The organism is Gemmatimonadaceae bacterium, assembly GCA_020851035.1.
Classification (GTDB): domain Bacteria; phylum Gemmatimonadota; class Gemmatimonadetes; order Gemmatimonadales; family Gemmatimonadaceae; genus JACMLX01.
Genome location: JADZDM010000025.1, coordinates 178,048 through 194,547, shown reverse-complemented (window position 1 = coordinate 194,547; position 16,500 = coordinate 178,048). Strand labels below are relative to the sequence as shown.

Genomic DNA, 16,500 nt, shown 5'->3' with positions numbered 1-16,500 from the left:
GTGCGCCTGACCAAGCTCACCCTGCACGGCTTCAAGTCGTTCGCAGACCAGACCGAGATGCTGTTCGAGCCGGGCGCGACGATGATCGTCGGGCCCAACGGCTGCGGCAAGTCGAACGTGTCGGACGCCGTGCGCTGGGTGCTCGGTGAGCAGCGTGCGCGCATGATGCGCGGCGCGAAGATGGAGGAAGTGATCTTCCAGGGCTCGTCGGCACGCCGCGCGGTGAACGTCGCGGAGGTGTCGCTGCACTTCGACAACACCGACGGCGTGCTGCCGGTGGCGTTCAAGGAAGTGGTCATCACGAGGCGCCTGTCGCGTTCCGGCGAGAGCGACTACTTCCTGAACCGCGCGCCGTGCCGCCTGCGCGACATCCACGACCTCGTGCGCGGCACGGGGCTGGGTGCCGACAGCGGGGTGGTGATCGAGTCGAAGATGATCGACGCACTCCTCAGTGACCGCCCCGACGACCGTCGCGAGCTGTTCGAGGAGGCGGCTGGGGTGGGCCTGTACCGCGACCGGCGCCGGAGCACCGAGCGGCGGCTGGAAGAGACGACCGTGGACCTTTCCCGCCTCGATGACCTGATCGAGGAGGTGCAGAGCCAGGTGCGGTCGCTGGCGCGGCAGCGCAAGAAGGCGGAGCGGAACGTGGAGCTCACGCAGCGCCGCTTCCTGGTGGACGTGACGCTCGCCGCCCGCGAGCTGGAGGGCTGGGCCGACGAACTGGTGCAGCTCGAGGCCCGCCTCGAGGAGCTGCGCGAGGCGGTCCCCGCTGCCGCCACCAACGCCGAGTCGGCAACGCGCGACCGCGAGGCGGCGCAGCGCGCCCGTGCGGCCGCCGAGGCGATGCGCGCGGAGCTCGCACGCATGTCACAGGTGCAGCGCGAGCAGGCGAACCAGGTGGAGCGCGAGCTGCGCGTGGCCGAGGAGCGGCAGCGCAACGCGATGTCACGCCGCGAGCGCGCCGACGCCGAGCTGCTGGACGGGGAGGCGCTGGGGCAGCGCGTCGTCGCCGAGCGCGAGGATGCCGAGACCGAGCGGCAGCGGCTGCAGGTGGAGCTGGCGGCCGCGGTGGCGCTGCTCACGGAGCGCGCCGGTGCCGAGGAGGAGGCACGCCGCAGCGTGTCGGTGGCACGCCAGCAGGTGGAGGCGGCCGAGAAGACGCTGCGCGATGCGCGGGACCAGGTGCGGCGGCTGGAGCTGGATCGCGAGGGCACCGAGCGGGAGCTGGCCGAGGTGCTGTCCCGCGAGGGCGCGCTGGGGTCGGAGATCGCGACGCTGGCGGACGCACTCGCGTCGGTGGAGCGCGACAGCGCCGCCGCCGACGAGGCGCTGGAGATCGCGCGCGTGACGGTGGCGCGCGCGCAGGCGGCACTGGAGGCGGCGCGCACCGGGGCGCAGGCGGCGCGCAGCGCCGAGGCCGACGTGCGCACGCGGCTCGGTGATGCCGATCGCCAGCGCACGTCGCTGCAGGGCCGCATCCACGGGCTCGAGGCGCTCGATCGCGATCGTGTCGGCCTCGCGCCGGGCGCCGCGTCGGTGCTCCGCGAACGCGAGCGCTTCGGCCCTGGCGCGGTGCTCGGGCCGCTGTCGGACTTCCTGTCGGCCGAGAGTGATGCGGCGATCCTCGTCGAGCGGTATCTCGGCGCCACGGTGCACGCGGTGGTGGTGCGGGACCGCGAGGCGGCGGCGGCAGTGGCCGAGTGGCATGCAGGCGCACGTCCCGGCCCGGTGCTCCTGCTGCCGCTGGATGCCGTGCACGACAGCGCCGACGCCGCCGGTTCGCTCGCACTGCGCGTGCAGGCGGCGGCACCGGCGCAGCGCTGGGTGCATGCGCTGCTCGGCCAGGTCACGCCGCTGGGCGCCGGGACGGGGTTCGTGGACCCGCGTGGCGCGATCTACCTGCCCGGCGGCGAGTCGGCGCAGGGTCCGATCCAGCGTCGCGCCGAGATGGCGATGCTGCGCGACGATCTCGAGACGCTCGACGCGGCCCGTGCCCGCATCAGCGCCGAGGCCGTGACGGTGAGCGAGACGCTGCAGGCGGCCGAGGCGGCGGTGATGGCGGCGGCCGATGCCGCCAGCCAGGCCCAGGGTGAGGTGCGCCGCGCCGAGGAGGCACGTGCGGAAGTCGAGCGTCGTGCGGCCCGCGCGCAGCGGGAGCGCAACGAGGCGCAGGGACTGAGCGAGAAGCTCTCCGACCGCCGTGCGGCTCTGCAGGCGCGTGCCGCGGACGACGACGCCAGGGCGGAGGAACTGCGCGCCGGGCTCGCCGGCCACGAGGCCGTGATCACGTCGGCACGTGAGCGCCTGTCGGGTGCCGACGAGATGCTCGAGGAGACGCGTGAGGGCCGGACCATCGCGCAGGTGGCCCACGCGCAGGCGCAGGCGCGGGTGCAGGTGGCGCAGGACCGCGCCTCGCGACTGCTGCAGGAGCAGGCCACCGCCACCGCGCGCCTCGAGACGCTGCGGAATGAGCTGATGCAGCTCGCCAACGCCGACGAGGCGCTGGCGAACCAGATCGCCACGCTCACCGTGCAGCTCGACGAACGGCAGCTCGCGCTCTCGGAAGTGGACACGCGCCTGATCGAGGCCGAGGAAGGACTGCGCGCCGCCGACGTGGCGCTGCAGCGCGGCGACGAGGCCCTGGAGGCGGTGCGCCGCCACGCGGTGCTGCTGGCCGAGGAGCTGCACCAGGCGGAGCTGCGGCACACCCAGCTCGAGGCGCGCCGGCAGAACATCCGTGAGCGGCTCGAGACCGAGTGGCGCAAGCCGATCGCCGAGCTGCTGGAAGGTTTCGAGCCGCTGGAGCTCGAGGCCGACGCCCTGCGCACCGAGAACGAGGCGCTGCGCCAGCAGCTCGAGCAGCTCGGCCCGGTGAACCCGCTGGCGGTGGAGGAGCACGAGGAGGAGCAGAAGCGCTTCGACTTCCTCACCGCGCAGCGCAACGACCTGGCCGAGGCCAAGCTCTCGCTGCTGCAGGCGATCAAGGAGATCGACGCCACCGCACGCGAGCTGTTCCTGGCGACGTTCGCGAAGGTGCGCGAGAACTTCCGCCAGATCTTCCAGACGCTGTTCGGCGGCGGCGAGTGCGACCTGAAGCTCGAGAACCCCGACCAGCCGCTGGACTGCGACATCGAGATCCACGCCAGCCCGCGCGGCAAGAAGACGCAGCGCATCCACCTGCTCTCCAGCGGCGAGCGCGCGCTGGTGGCCCTGTCGCTGCTGTTCGGCATCTTCCTCACCCGTCCCAGCCCGTTCTGCCTGCTGGACGAGGTCGATGCCCCGCTCGACGACCAGAACGTGGGCCGCTACGTGAAGATGCTGAACGAGTTCAAGGAGCGGACCCAGTTCATCGTCATCACGCACAACCCGCGCACCACCACCGAGGCGGCCGACGCGGTGTACGGCGTGACGATGCAGGAGCCGGGCGTGAGCTCGCTGGTGAGCGTGCGCCTGCGCAACCGCAACGGCGACGCGGTGCAGAACGGCGGGGTCGATCCGGACCCGAACACACTCGAGGTGCCGGACGCCGCGAACGAGAGCGTGGCTGCGGCAGTCTAGCCTTCGACTCGGCTTTTCTCTCGTGGTGGGAGTGGCTTCAACAGTGTTCACGCGGAAAGCGCGGAGGACGCGGAAGCGGTCACGACGCTCTGCACCACTCGTTGCCGCTCACAAGTGACAATCTCGGAGGAACTGCAAGACCGGGCGCGCAGTTCATGAAATTCCTCGGCTTTTCACGGTGTAGATGCAGTGGGCCAGTGTCGTGACCGCTTCCGCGTTTTCCGTGGTTTCCGCGTGAACCCTGTTGACGATCCCGAACGCTCACGGAGCCCGGCGACATGCGACTGACGGTGATCGGATCCGGCACGATCTCGCTGTCACCGACCAGGGGCTGCGCGTCGTACCTGCTCGAGGCAGGCGACCTGCGGATCCTGCTGGACTGCGGCCCAGGCTCGGCGCACACGATGGCGCGGCACGGCATCGACTGGTGGGGCATCACGCACGTCGTGCTGAGCCACTGGCACCTGGACCACATCGGTGACCTGCCGACGCTGGTGTTCGCGTGGCGGCACGCGCGCCTGGAGCCCCGGACGGCGCCGCTGGTCATCGTCGGGCCGGCGGGCACGGCGGCCCTGCTCGGCCGCTGGGCCGAGGCGCTGGGCGGGTGGCTGGCCGAGCCGGGGTTCCCGCTGCAGGTCCTCGAGCCCGGGCTGGAGGAGCCGATCGACCTCGGGTCGGGCGTGACCCTCACCAGTCGGAGCGTGCCCCACACGGCCGAAAGCGTGGCATATTCCGTCGGGCATGACGGCAGGCGGCTGGTCTACACCGGGGACACCGGCCACGACCCGTCGCTGGGCGCCTGGGCGGCCGGCTGCGACCTCCTGCTGGCCGAGTGCTCCCTGCCCGACGCCATGCCGGTGCCGATCCACCTCACGCCGTCGGAGACCGCGGTGCTGGCGACGGCGGCGGCACCCGGCATGCTCGTGGTGACGCACATGTATCCCCCGCTGGATGGGATCGACCTGCGTGCCGAGCTGGGCGCGCGCTGGACCGGCCCGACCGTGATCGCCACGGACGGTCTTGTACTCGACTGCTGAGGACGACACGCGATGCTGGTGATGATGCAACGGAACGCCACGCCCGACGACATCGAGGCGGTGTGCGAGGCGATCAGGGAGCTGGGCTTCAAGCCGCTCCCGATGCCGGGTGCCATGCGCACCGCCATCGGGGTCGCCGGTGACGACGGCCAGGCGGACACCTCGGCGTTCGAGGGGATGTCGGGCGTGGCCCAGGTGCTGTACGACTCCAAGCCGTACAAGCAGGTGTCACGCGAGTGGCAGCCCGAGCGGTCGCTGGTGTCGATCGGCAACGGCGTCGTGTTCGGTGGCATCGAGGTGCCCATCGTTGCCGGGCCGTGCAGCGTCGAGGGTGAGGAGGAGATCGTCCACATCGCGCGGCTGGTGAAGGCGTCCGGCGCGGTGGCGCTGCGCGGCGGCGCCTACAAGCCGCGCACGTCGCCCTACGCGTTCCAGGGGCTGGGCGAGGACGGGCTGCGTCACCTGGCACTCGCGCGCAGCGAGACGGGGCTGCCGATCATCACCGAGGCGATGGACGAGCGCCAGGCCGACCTCGTCGCAAAGTATGCCGACTGCATCCAGCTCGGCGCGCGCAACATGATGAACTTCTCGCTGCTCAAGCACCTCGGCCGCCTGGGCGTGCCGGTGCTGCTGAAGCGCGGGATGTCGGCCACCATCACCGAGTGGCTGCTGGCGGCGGAGTACATCATGTCGGAAGGCAACCGGAAGGTCATCCTCTGCGAGCGCGGCATCCGGAGCTTCGACACCGCCACGCGCAACGTGTACGACCTGGCCGCGATCCCGGTGATCCAGCGGCTGTCGCACCTGCCGATCATCGGTGACCCGAGCCACGGCGTGGGCATCCGCGATGCCGTGCCGCCGCTGGCGCGCGCAACGGTGGCGGTCGGGGCCGACGGCGTGATCGTCGAGGTGCACCAGTCCCCCGACAAGGCGTGGAGCGATGGGGCGCAGAGCCTGCACCCGCCGCAGTTCGACGACATGATGCGCAGCCTGGTGCCGATCGCCGAGGCAGTGGGGCGCTCGATCATGGGCGCAGGAACGGCGGTTGCATAGGCGGGGTATCATCCGTCACTGCACCAGCCTGCTCTCCCGCTCGTGAGGTCGTCATGAAGAGATTGCATCGTGTCGCCAGTCGCGCCGTCCTTGCCGCGATCGGGGCACTGACACTGGCACACGCGCCGGCTCCGCTGGCGGCGCAGGCACGTGCGCGGGCAGCCACACCATCGCCAGCCGCGTTGCTGGAGCGCACGGCAGCGCTGTACACCGGCACGCGCGGCCTCAAGGCCGACTTCACGCAGCGCGTGCAGAACCCGATCACCTCGACCGAGACACCCAGCGCAGGCAGCTACCTGCAGCGCGGTCCCGGGGTGTTCTCGATCAACTTCACGCAGCCTGCCGGTGACCGCATCGTGAGTGATGGCCGGACGCTCTGGGTGTACGTGCCGAGCGCGACACCGGGCCAGGTGCTGAAGATGCCGGTGGGCGCGAATGCACCGGGCGGCGTGGACCTCGTGGGCCAGTTCTTCACGTCGCCATCACGGAAGTTCACGGTGACGGATGGCGGCATGGCCACCGTGGGCGGCACGGCGCTGCGGAAGCTGGTGCTGGTGCCGCGCAGCGACATGGGGTTCACGCGTGCGGTGCTGTGGGTGGTGCCGGCGAGTGCGGCGCTGCAGCAGTTGGAGGTGACGGAGGCGAGCGGGCTGGTTCGGACGCTGCGCTTCACGAGCATCGGCCGGGTGGCGACGCTGCCGGCGGGGGCGTTCGGGTTCACGGTGCCGCGGGGGATCACGGTGGTGGATCCGTCGGCGCTGACGCGGGGGATGTAGCGGGTTTGCCCCGCGGCGTCGTCCATGGCGGCGACGCTGGCATCGCGCGGCACGTCGCGTGTGGCATGCGCCGTCCAGGTGCTCCCACGCCTCACCACGGCCCGTGTAGACTTCGGCCGTGATTCGCTTCACCCCCGCCCCGTCGCCGGCCGACGTCCCGGCACGCTTCCCGAGCCCGTTCGATCGCGCGGCGGTGCACCCGCTCGCCCGTCGCGCGGCGCAGGAGACGATGGCGCAGCTGGCATCACCTGCCGCGGCGCAGTGGCAGCTGGACGCGCCGGGGAACGGGAAGATGTTCGGGGTGCTGGTGGTGCAGGCACGCGATGGCGCAGCGGGGTACCTGCGCGCGTTCTCGGGCATGCTCGCCGGCCAGTGGCACCACGAAGGCTGGGCGCCGCCGGCATTCGATGCGGCTGAGCGCGATGCGATCTGGGTGGCTGGCGATGCCGAGATGCGGGCGCTGGCCTCGGCACGTGAACAGGTGGTGCTGGGCGGAGACCCGGTGGCGGTGGCGGCGTTCGATGCGTCGCGGGCGGCGCGGTCGCGTGACCTGCTGCCGCGCATCCAGGAGAGCTACCGCTTCACGAACGCGCGCGGCGAGCTCCGGCTGCTGCGCGACCTGTTCGCACCCGCGCTGCCCCCGGGGGGTGCCGGGGACTGCGCGGCACCGAAACTGCTGGCACAGGCGTACACCTGCGGGCTGCATCCGCTGGCGCTGGCGGAGTTCTGGTGGGGGGCACCGCCGAAGTCCGCCGATCGGCGCGCCGCATCATTCTATCCGGCGTGCCACGGGAAGTGCGGTCCGATCCTTGCGCACATGCTGCGCGGGCTGCACGCCGACGAGCCGCCGGTGTTCGGCACCGCAGCCGTCGACGCCGCGCACCCGCGCACGGTCTACGAGGACGCGCACCTGCTGGTGGTGGACAAGCCGAGCGGGCTGCTGTCGGTGCCGGGGCGCAGTGCGCGGCTGCAGGACTGCGTGCTGACGCGACTGCGGGCACGGTACCCCGACGTCACCGGCCAGATCGTCGTGCACCGGCTCGACCTCGACACCTCCGGGTTGCTGCTGGCGGCGAAGGATGCGGCGACGTTCTCGGCGCTGCAGCGGCTCTTCTCGCTGCGTGCGATCGACAAGCGCTACGTGGCGGTGGTGGACGGTGACGTACGAGGCGACAGTGGCGAGATCGCGCTCCCGCTGCGCCTCGACATCGATGACCGGCCGCGGCACATCCATGACCCCGAGTCCGGCAAGCCGGCGCTGACGGAGTGGCGGGTGCTGGAGCGTCATGCAGGACGCACGCGGGTGCAGTTCACGCCGCACACCGGACGGACACACCAGTTGCGCGTGCACGCGGCGCATCCGCTGGGCCTGGATGCACCGATCGTCGGCGACCGGCTGTACGGCCGCGAGGCGCCGGCGGAGGGCGAGCGGTTGCTCCTGCACGCGGAACGCCTCGCGTTCCTGCATCCCGTGACCGGCGCCGCCGTCGTCGTCGAGAGTCCGACGCCGTTCTGACGGTTGCCTGGCGCGCCATCACGGCATCCGGGGGTCGGTGCGGCTCGGGCCTCGGTGGTGCCCACGGAGGCACGGAGCCGACGGAGCGCCCGGAGAAAGAGCACGAGCGTTGAGAGGATCAGCGCGCGCGTGGCAGCACCCAGCGCAGAACCAGCTGTTCCAATCTTTCCTCGCCCTTCCTCCGTGCCCTCCGTGAGCTCCGTGTCTCCGTGAGAACCGCCAGCGGACGCGCATCACCGCCCCCAGACCCGGCGCACCTCAGACGGTTCTCTTCAGGGATCCCCGTCCCCTTGAACTCAACATCCCCGTCCCCTTGAACTCAACATCCCCGTCCCCTTGACCTCGAGATCTCCGTCCCCTTGAACCGACCTCGCGTTCAAGATCCCCGTCCCCTTGAACTCGAGATCCCCGTCCCCTTGCACCCCGTCCCCCGAACCCGTCGCCACGCCCCCCGCACCGCGCCAGCAAACACCTGACGGCTGGCCGTTTCGCAGCCCGGAGCACATCCTCCGGTGGCTGCGACGGGGCGCCGGGCCCCGCGGGGAATACTCCGGGCGTGCCACCCCGTCTGCCCATCCGTGCCCAATTCCGCCCAGACCCTCGACGAGCAGCACGCGCGGTTCCAGGCGCTGGTGCTGCCCCACCTCGACCGCCTCCTGCGCTTCGCGCAGCGACGCACGGCCAGCGCCGGCGATGCCGAGGATGCCGTGCAGGACGCGTGCGTGAAGGCGTGGCTGTCGTTCCAGGACCTGCGTGACGCGGGCAAGGCGCGACCATGGCTCTACCGCATCCTGCGCAGTGTGCTCAGCGACGTGAGCGAGAAGAGTGACCGCCGCCGTCAGCTCGTGGACATCACACGGCTGGAGCAGGCGCACGAGGAGCTCATCGGCGGTGAGACCGACGTGGTGTTCAGCGAGGTGGCGGCCCGGCTCGACAGCGAGATGATCGCGAAGGCGCTGGAGCTGATCCCCGAGGACTTCGCCACCGCCGTCGAGCTGCACGACATCGATGGCTTCAAGTACCACGAGATCGCCGAGATCGCGGGGATCCCGATCGGCACGGTGATGAGCCGCATCTCGCGCGGGCGCCGGCTGCTGGCCGGCACGATCGTCGCCAACCGGCGCGCCTGGGGCCTGGGCGCGTCCGACACGACCAGTCCGGCCGCGCGGCTGCGGCGGGGTGGAGAGAGGAACACGCCATGAGCGACCTGCACCTGAACTTCAGCGCACTGCCGCACGAACGCCCGGGGGACGACGACGCCCGCGAGGCGCGCCACCAGGTCCTGGCAACCCTGCTCGGCGCCTACGCGGACGGCGAGCTGCCGCCGGAGACGGTGTCGCAGATCGATGCGCACCTGCTGGGCTGCGCGCGCTGCCGGCGCGAAGTCGAACTGCACTCGGTCATGCACACCCGCCTCGCGCGCGAGCCCGGTGTGAGCGCACCGCCCGCACTGCGCGAGCGGATCCTGCAGCAGGTGGCGACGAGCGCCGCCCTGCCCGTGCCCGTCATCGCGCCCGTGCAGCCGTGGTGGCAGTCCACCGCGGTGCGCGGTGGCACCGTCGCCATCGTGGTGCTGGCCGTGCTCGCGGTCGCCATCAGCCGCCGCACGCCGGTGGCAGGGTCGCTCGCGACGCCCGTGGCGGCGAGCGTCGTGGATGCCGGCGCCGTGCCGCTGCTCACCCACGTGCTCGCCGACTACCGCCGCGTGACCGCCGGCGACCTGCCCGGCCGAGCCCGTGACCTGGACGCGGTGCGCGCGGCAGTCCCATTCCCCGTGCAGCCGCTGCGCACACCGGCGGTGCGGCTGCTGGCGGCATGGAGCACAGACCTGCAGGGAGAGCCTGCCGCGGTGCTCGCGTACCGGTGGCAGGACCGACTCGTGCTGCAGTACCTCGTGGCCGAGCCGGTGTTCTTCCGGAGTCCGCTGATCCGGGGCCCGGTGGCGGCGGGATCGGCGGTCACCGCGGCCAGCGGCGCACAGACGATGCTGGCATGGGCCGCGGAAGAATCGGGAGCCATCCTCATCGGTGACGCGCCGGCCGGCGCGCTGACGGCATTGCGGGTCGGCGACACCGGGCGCTGATTCCGGCACGTACCGCCGTCATATTCCCGTCGAGGCTGGCGTCATGCGCGCCTCCACCGACTCGAGTTCGTGAGGCCCCGGTGACCGACTCCGCACACTGGTGGGACGCGATGTCCCTCCGGTGTTTCATCGCCGCGCGACGCTGGCGACTGCTCCTGCCGCTCGTCTCGCTGGTCCTGCCCGCCGGCGCATCCGGTGCGCTTCGCGCGCAGCAGCGTCCCGTCCGCGACTCGCTCGCCGTGCCGGCCGACTCCGCGGCGCGTGACTCGCTCGCCGCCCGCCTCGAACGCGCCGAGGCAGCGATCGCGCTGCTGCGCCGCCAGCTCGCCGTCGAAGCCGGCACCGCCGTGCGCACGCGCTCGCGGCTGCAGGTGGAGCTGAGCGCGCGGATCATGACCAACACGTTCCTCAGCACGCAGCGCGTGAACAACCCGGACCTGCCGCAGTTCGCGCTTCCGGACCTCGCCGTGCCGCCCACGCTGCCCGGTGCGCCACTGCCACAGCCGTCCGCCGGCACGCGCGACTTCGGCCTCTCGGTGCGGCAGTCGCGCGTGGGGGCCGCCGTCACGGTGGACAGTGTGCTCGGCGGCACGTTCGAGGGAGACATCGAGCTCGACTTCTTCGGCGGCGTGTCGAACGGGCCCGGCGACCGCCGGCTCTTTCCCGAGCCGCGCATGCGCACCGCACGCGCGCGGCTGCGCTGGGACCGCACGACGCTGTTCGTGGGCTCCGAGACACCGCTGATCTCGGACCTGAACCCCATCAGCGTGGCCGCCGCGAGCGTGCCGGGCTTCGTGGCGGCGGGCAACCTCTGGAACTGGCTGCCGCAGGTGCGCCTCTCACGCGACCTGTATGTCCACAGATCCGGATTGCGCCTTGGCGTGCAGGGCGCGGCGCTGGCACCGGTGACCGGCGTGCAGCACCTGGCGGAGCCCGATGCCGTGGACGCCGGTGAACGCTCGGCGCGGCCGTTCCTGCAGGGGCGCGTGCACCTGCGCTGGGGGGCCGGTGGCGAGTTCACCGGCGCGCCGAGCGACGTGCTGATGGGAGAACCCGGCGGCGAGGTGGGTGTCGGCATCCACCGGGGGTGGGTGCGTGTCTCGGGCGACACGAACACGGCCAGCCGCGCGGTGAGCGCCGACGTGCGCTACGCGCCCACGCGGTGGCTCGAGCTGCGTGGCGAGGCCTATCGTGGCCAGCTGGTGCGCGGCCTGGGCGGTGGCGCGATCGGCCAGAGCTTCGGGCGCGCACCGCCGGGTGAGCCGCTCGGTCCGCCGCTGCACGACAGCGCCGGCTGGCTGCAGCTGAACCTGCAGCCGCACCCGACGCTGATCAGCGGCGCCGGCTGCGGGCGCGACGTGGTGCGCGCATCCCAGGTGCCGGTGCGGCTCGCGAATTCCGCCTGTGCCGCACACCTGCTCTGGCGACCGGCGCAACCGATCATCGTCGGCCTCGAGTTCCGTCGCATCACCACGCGCTACGACGGCGACACCAACCGGGCGAACCACCTGAACCTCGCGTTCGGGTTCGAACTGTGAGTGACGCACGCCACGCCGTCGTGCGCGCCGCGCACATGCTGCCGGCGATCCTCCTGCTGCTCATCGGCAGCGCCGCATCACCGCGCGCTGGCGCCGTCACGGGGCAGCTGGCGCTGCTCGAGCGGCCGGGCGGGGCGCGCAGGGATCTCGGCACCGCGATCGTGTACCTCGAAGCGGTGGACGGACGCAGCACCGACGATCGTGGCGGTGCGCCGGCCGAGGCCAGCATCGTGATGCGCGGGCGGGAATTCACCCCGCGCGTGGCCGTCGTCCGGCGCGGTGGCACGGTGGCATTCCCGAACCAGGACCCGTACAGCCACAACGTCTTCTCGAACACCGAGCCGGTGACGTTCGACCTCGGGCTCTACCGCCGCGGTGCGACGCGGTCGGCCAGCTTCGGCCGCGGCGGCATCTACCCGATCTACTGCAACATCCACGCGCGCATGGTGAGTTACGTGATTGCGCTCAGCACGCCCTACGTGGCGCACGCCGACGACGCCGGCCGCTTCACGCTGCCCGACGTGCCGGTGGGCACCTACCGGCTGCACGTGTGGCACGAACGCGCCGCGCGGGCATCACAGGATCTCGTGGTCACGGCGGCAGGCGCATCGGCGCGCGTGGAGCTCGACGCACGCGGCTACGTGGCCGGTGCACACCTGAACAAGTTCGGCGTGCCGTACGCCGCCACCCGCAACGACCGGTACTGAGGCGGAGCATGCCAGGCACCGGTCGCCCGTCCCCTGCCCCACCGGACCGCCGCACGCTCGGCCTGACGGGCCGTGTGTTCCTCGGCACCGCGACGATCGTGGCCGTGGTCATCGCCGCCGCCTTCGTGATCACGTCGCGGTCCGTGCGACGCGCGGGCGAGGCCTCGGCGCGGCGTGGGCTGGAACAGTCGGCGGACCTCGTGGCGCAGTTCCTCGCGGGACGGAGCCGGAGCCTCGCCGGCGGGGCGCGCGTGTTCGTGCAAGGCCCCTATTTCCGCACGCTGGTGGCTGAGCAGCGGCGTGACGACATCCTCGACCAGTCGTTCGAGGCCGCCGAGCAGCTCGGGGCCGACTGGGTGTTCATCACCGACGAGCGCGGCGTGCTGCTCGCGAAGAGTGACGAGCCCGGGGCGAATGGCATCACGATGGGCAGCGTGCCGCTGGTGGCGGGTGCGCTGCGCGGCCTCACCACGAGCGGCTTCGGCGTGTCGCGTGACTCGCTGCTCTTCCAGGCCGTCGGCGTGCCGATCGTCACGCCCGGCGGCGCCCCGGTGGGCGTGCTGGTCGCGACGCGCGTGGTGGACTCGATGCTCGTGCGTGACGTGAAGGCCACCACGTCGAGTGAGCTGCTGTTCTACGTGCACGATCCCCGTGGCGACCGGCGGGTGACCGTCTCCACGCTCGGGCGCGCACCGGAGGTCGCGCGTGCGGTGACGACGGTGCCCGAGCGCCCGGCCGACGACGCTGCACCACAGCCCGACGTGGCGATCAGCGGCGTCCGCTACATGGTGCAGGGCAGCGCGCTCACCACGGCGGGTGGTGACGTGGTGGGGGGCTTCGTCGTGCTGCGCTCGCGCGAGGCGGAACTCACCGGCATCGCCGGGCTGCGGCGCTCCCTCGCCGTCGCCGGCATCCTCGGCCTGCTCCTGAGCTGGCTCGCCGCGTTCGTCGCTGCGCGGTGGATCGCACGCCCGGTGCGCACGCTGGCGGCCGCCGTGCGCCGCGCCGCCGATGGCGAATACGTGGCCGGCACCGACGCCGCGCTGCCGGCAGGCGGTGGCGGCCGCGAGCTCGAGGATCTCGGCGCCGCGTTCTCGTCGCTGCTCGCCGACCTGCGCGACAAGGAGCTGCTGATCGCGCTGCAGCCGCCACCACCGGTGGTGCCACCGGCGACCGCGGCGCCCGTGCGCGGCAGTGTGCGCTCGATCGGCGGCAGCCTCACGCCGCGGGCCTGGTCCGCGCCGCGGGCGGGGATCGGGATGGAACCGGGCGCGGTGCTCGCCAACCGGTACCGCATCGAGAGCGTCATCGGCAGCGGTGGCCTGGGCATCGTCTATCGCGCACACGACCGCGTGGTCGGTGAGTCGGTGGCGGTGAAGGTGCTGCGTCCCGAGGTGCTCGCGCTGGACGCCGCCGCGCCGGCCCGGCTGGCCGAGGAGCTGCGCATCGCGCGCCGCATCTCACATCGCAACGTGGTGCGCGTGCACGACATCGGAGAGGCCGACGGCATCACCTTCCTCACGATGGAGCTGGTGGAAGGCGTCTCGCTGCAGACGCTGATCACGACGCACGGCGCACTCCCACCCGCCGCGGTGACGTCACTGGCGCGCCAGCTCTCGCGGGCGCTCGCGGTGATGCACGCGGACGGGGTGGCGCATGGTGACCTGAAGCCAGCCAACCTGCTGCTCGCCCCCGGCGGTGTGCTGAAGGTCTCGGACTTCGGCATCGCCCGTGTGGCGCGTGGCGTGAACGGCATGACGACCCGTGGCAGCGAGGCCGTCGGGCATCTCGCCGGTGCCGTGATCGGCACGCCGGAGTACATGGCACCGGAGCAGCTCATCGGCGGTGCGCCGACCCCTGCCAGCGACATCTACGCCGCCGGCGTGGTGCTGCACGAGTGCCTGCACGGCACCACGCCGTTCGACGCCGAGACGCGACTCACGTTCCTCGCACACAAGCTGGATGCCACGCCAGTGGCGCCGGTGCGTGCGGTACGGGCCGAGGGCGCCGGGTTGCTCGACGCCCTCATTGCCCGCATGATGGCGCCGGCCCCAGACGCGCGCCCGCGGTCGGCGAGCGCGCTGTTCACGGAGTTCTCGGCGCTCGACTGACGGCGACGCGTGCAGGATTCTCCGTGCCGGTCAGGGTCCCGTGAACGGTCGGCGTGCGGGGCCGGAGTGTCGGCGTAACGTGGGGGATCGTTGGTTCCCACGGAGTCACGGAGCCCACGGAGGGCACGGAGAAACAGCAAGAGCATTGCAAGGAACAACGCGCACGTGGCAGCACCCAGCGTGGCGCTGGCTGTTCCAGTATCCCATTGCTGCAACTCCGTGCCCTCCGTGCGCTCCGTGGCTCCGTGGGAACCAACGGTGTCCGAGCCACCACAGCCACCCCTTCGCTCGCTCCTCGACCACTCGAAGGCGCCGTCAGTATCCCGGTACCCTCGACACGATCTCGCCGCACGCGTGCGGCCGGCCCTTCAACCGTGACGGCGACGGCGACGCACCACCAGCAACGCCGCCAGCCCAGTGCCGACGAGCAGGTACGACGCCGGTTCCGGGGTGACGGTGACGGCGAAGTTCGAGTTGTCGGGGGCAAAGTCGGAGATGCCGGAGAGCGCGCCGCCCGTCAGTCGCGGCCACAGGTTCGCAGTGAAGTCCCCGATGGCGAGGCCGCGGCTCGGCAGCAGGATGCCCGGGATGATGACGCTCATCGAGCTGCCGCTGATCGTCAGCGCCGAGCCGTCGATGCTGGTGGAAGTGGCCGAGACGAGGTCGCGTGTCGCCACCGTGAAGCCGCCTGCTCCATTGGACGTGACGGTCAGGACCCAGTCGAACAGCACACCCGGCGCGAGCGTGGGAAAGCGCGCCGTGCCCGCGCCGCGGTTCATGCCCCACACGAAGATGCTGTTGGTGGTCTGGCCGATGGCACCGGCCGACGTGTGCATGAACGTGAAGTTGGAGCCATCGAAAAGCACCTGCGCGGAGACGACGTCCATGTCGCCGTTCTGCGGGCCGGTGTAGCTGGGCAGGAAGTCACCGGTGGGATCGATGAATGCCTGCGCGCCGGCGCTGCCGAGCGGTGCAGCCAGGAACGCAGCGGCCGCGAGGCCCTGCAGCGCCAGGCGGTGGAGGCGGGTGGTGCGAATGGCGGGCATGCGGTGGCTCCGGGGTACTGCGACGGTGGAGGTGCGGTCGCCAGGTGCGACATCGCAGCCACCCTGCGCGGGTGGCTCGTCTCCGCAGACCCCGCGACACCACGGGGCATTCCCGCGCTGGTGTGGCCGCCGCTCACGCGGCGGTCCCCTCCCTCAGACGCGCGCTGCGAACGGTGCGAGGCAGGCGGCGGACAGGACCGGCGTGCCGCCCGACTGTGACGCCACGTACGCCGCCACCCGGTTCGCGTGCGCGTTCACGTCGTCCAGCGACCAGCCGGAGAGCAGGCCGATCGTCATCGCGGCCGTGAAGGCATCACCGGCGCCGACCGTGTCCCCGACCGTCGTCGGCACGCCGGGGTGTTCGGACCACTCGTGCGCCGTGCGCAGCAGGCTGCCATGCTCACCGCGCGTGTACGCCACCGCCCGCAACCCCCAGCGCTCGGCGAGCTGGTCGATCTGCGCGCGCACGTCGCCCGTGAGGCCGAAGAGCGTCGCGAGGCGCGGCAGCTCGGTGTCGTTCACCTTGAGCACCGTCGCCAGCGCCAGCGACTCCTCGATCAGGGCCTTGGACCAGTAGTGCTGCCGGAGGTTCACGTCGAGGATGCGCAGCGCGCCGGAATGGGCCGCGCCGAGCAGGGCGCGGACGCTCGCACGCGCGGTGTCGGCGCGCTGCGCGAGCGTGCCGAAGCACACCGCATCGGCGGCGGCCACCGTGCGCAATGCGACGGCCGTGACCTCGAGGTGGTCCCAGGCCACGTCCTGCCGGATGTCGAACAGCGGCTGGCCCTGGGCATCCACCGTCACGGTCACGGTGCCGGTCGGATGCGCCGGATCCACCTGGATGCACTCGCACCCCACGCCAAGCGCCGCCATCCGCTCGCGGATGTCATGGCCGAGCGGATCGTCGCCCACCCGCGAGACGATGCACGAGGCGGCGCCGAGGGCGTTCGCATGGTAGGAGAAGTTCGCCGGCGCGCCGCCGAGCTGCGCGCCGGTGGGCAGCATGTCCCAGAGCACTTCCCCGATCCCGACGATGCGATACATGCGAACGCTCCGGTGAGCTGCGTGTCGGTGC

General features: G+C 71.9%; 12 protein-coding genes. 10 read left to right on the top strand and 2 right to left on the bottom strand.

The features are described from left to right. From smc to IT355_18140, 10 genes are all read left to right on the top strand, one after another. Complete coding sequence (gene smc, locus IT355_18185) at positions 1–3,558, top strand: chromosome segregation protein SMC (protein ID MCC7055209.1); 3,558 nt, start codon at positions 1–3, stop codon at positions 3,556–3,558. Between the two features lie 278 nt (positions 3,559–3,836). Further along, entirely contained in the window at positions 3,837–4,595 is a 759-nt protein-coding gene (locus IT355_18180; protein MCC7055208.1) for a ribonuclease Z, read from the top strand. A 12-nt stretch (positions 4,596–4,607) separates the two neighbouring features. Continuing rightward, the gene (gene aroF, locus IT355_18175; GenBank protein ID MCC7055207.1) at positions 4,608–5,648 is read left to right on the top strand and encodes a 3-deoxy-7-phosphoheptulonate synthase; all 1,041 of its coding nucleotides are present in this window, start codon (positions 4,608–4,610) and stop codon (positions 5,646–5,648) included. A gap of 53 nt (positions 5,649–5,701) precedes the next feature. Next, positions 5,702–6,424 carry an outer membrane lipoprotein carrier protein LolA gene (locus IT355_18170; GenBank protein MCC7055206.1) on the top strand — a complete coding sequence of 241 codons (723 nt, stop codon included), beginning with the start codon at positions 5,702–5,704 and terminating at the stop codon, positions 6,422–6,424. Between the two features lie 118 nt (positions 6,425–6,542). Beyond that, positions 6,543–7,940, top strand: coding sequence for an RluA family pseudouridine synthase (locus IT355_18165; protein MCC7055205.1), 1,398 nt, complete (start codon positions 6,543–6,545; stop codon positions 7,938–7,940). Between the two features lie 578 nt (positions 7,941–8,518). Then, the gene (locus tag IT355_18160) at positions 8,519–9,142 is read left to right on the top strand and encodes an RNA polymerase sigma factor (protein MCC7055204.1); all 624 of its coding nucleotides are present in this window, start codon (positions 8,519–8,521) and stop codon (positions 9,140–9,142) included. Next, positions 9,139–10,023, top strand: a complete 885-nt coding sequence (locus IT355_18155; GenBank protein ID MCC7055203.1) for a zf-HC2 domain-containing protein — start codon at positions 9,139–9,141, stop codon at positions 10,021–10,023. Before IT355_18160 ends, IT355_18155 begins: the two co-directional genes overlap by 4 nt. 110 nt (positions 10,024–10,133) lie before the next feature. Further along, positions 10,134–11,561: a hypothetical protein gene (locus IT355_18150; protein ID MCC7055202.1), complete on the top strand. Its 1,428-nt coding sequence runs from the start codon at positions 10,134–10,136 to the stop codon at positions 11,559–11,561. After that, the gene (locus IT355_18145; protein MCC7055201.1) at positions 11,558–12,268 is read left to right on the top strand and encodes a hypothetical protein; all 711 of its coding nucleotides are present in this window, start codon (positions 11,558–11,560) and stop codon (positions 12,266–12,268) included. The genes IT355_18150 and IT355_18145 overlap by 4 nt, the downstream gene beginning before the upstream one ends. Positions 12,269–12,276: 8 nt before the next feature. Beyond that, complete coding sequence (locus tag IT355_18140; GenBank protein ID MCC7055200.1) at positions 12,277–14,379, top strand: protein kinase; 2,103 nt, start codon at positions 12,277–12,279, stop codon at positions 14,377–14,379. 368 nt (positions 14,380–14,747) lie between these two features. Here IT355_18140 and IT355_18135 read toward each other — a convergent pair whose 3' ends face one another. Together IT355_18135 and IT355_18130 are read right to left on the bottom strand one after the other, a co-directional pair. Continuing rightward, the gene (locus IT355_18135) at positions 14,748–15,425 is read right to left on the bottom strand and encodes a PEP-CTERM sorting domain-containing protein (protein ID MCC7055199.1); all 678 of its coding nucleotides are present in this window, start codon (positions 15,423–15,425) and stop codon (positions 14,748–14,750) included. Positions 15,426–15,578: 153 nt separating this feature from the next. Next, entirely contained in the window at positions 15,579–16,469 is an 891-nt protein-coding gene (locus IT355_18130; protein ID MCC7055198.1) for a carbohydrate kinase, read from the bottom strand. Positions 16,470–16,500: the final 31 nt, after the last annotated feature.